The sequence below is a fragment of the Erwinia sp. SLM-02 genome (genome assembly GCF_037450285.1).
Classification (GTDB): Bacteria; Pseudomonadota; Gammaproteobacteria; order Enterobacterales; family Enterobacteriaceae; genus Erwinia.
Genome location: NZ_JAQISN010000024.1, coordinates 1 through 465, shown reverse-complemented (window position 1 = coordinate 465; position 465 = coordinate 1). Strand labels below are relative to the sequence as shown.

The following is a 465-nucleotide window of genomic DNA, read 5'->3' as shown; positions in this document are numbered from 1 at the left end:
GACTACCAGGGTATCTAATCCTGTTTGCTACCCATGCTTTCGAGCCTCAGCGTCAGTTACAGACCAGACAGCCGCCTTCGCCACTGGTGTTCTTCCATATATCTACGCATTTCACCGCTACACATGGAGTTCCACTGTCCTCTTCTGCACTCAAGTTTCCCAGTTTCCGATGCACTTCTTCGGTTGAGCCGAAGGCTTTCACATCAGACTTAAGAAACCGCCTGCGCTCGCTTTACGCCCAATAAATCCGGACAACGCTTGCCACCTACGTATTACCGCGGCTGCTGGCACGTAGTTAGCCGTGGCTTTCTGGTTAGATACCGTCACTACCTGATCAGTTACTCTCAAATACGTTCTTCTCTAACAACAGAGTTTTACGATCCGAAAACCTTCTTCACTCACGCGGCGTTGCTCCATCAGACTTTCGTCCATTGTGGAAGATTCCCTACTGCTGCCTCCCGTAGG

1 rRNA gene is annotated in these 465 nt (G+C 50.5%); it reads right to left on the bottom strand.

Annotation, left to right across the window (positions count from 1 at the left end):
* Nucleotides 1-465, bottom strand: a 16S ribosomal RNA gene (locus PGH32_RS24790); the annotation flags it as partial.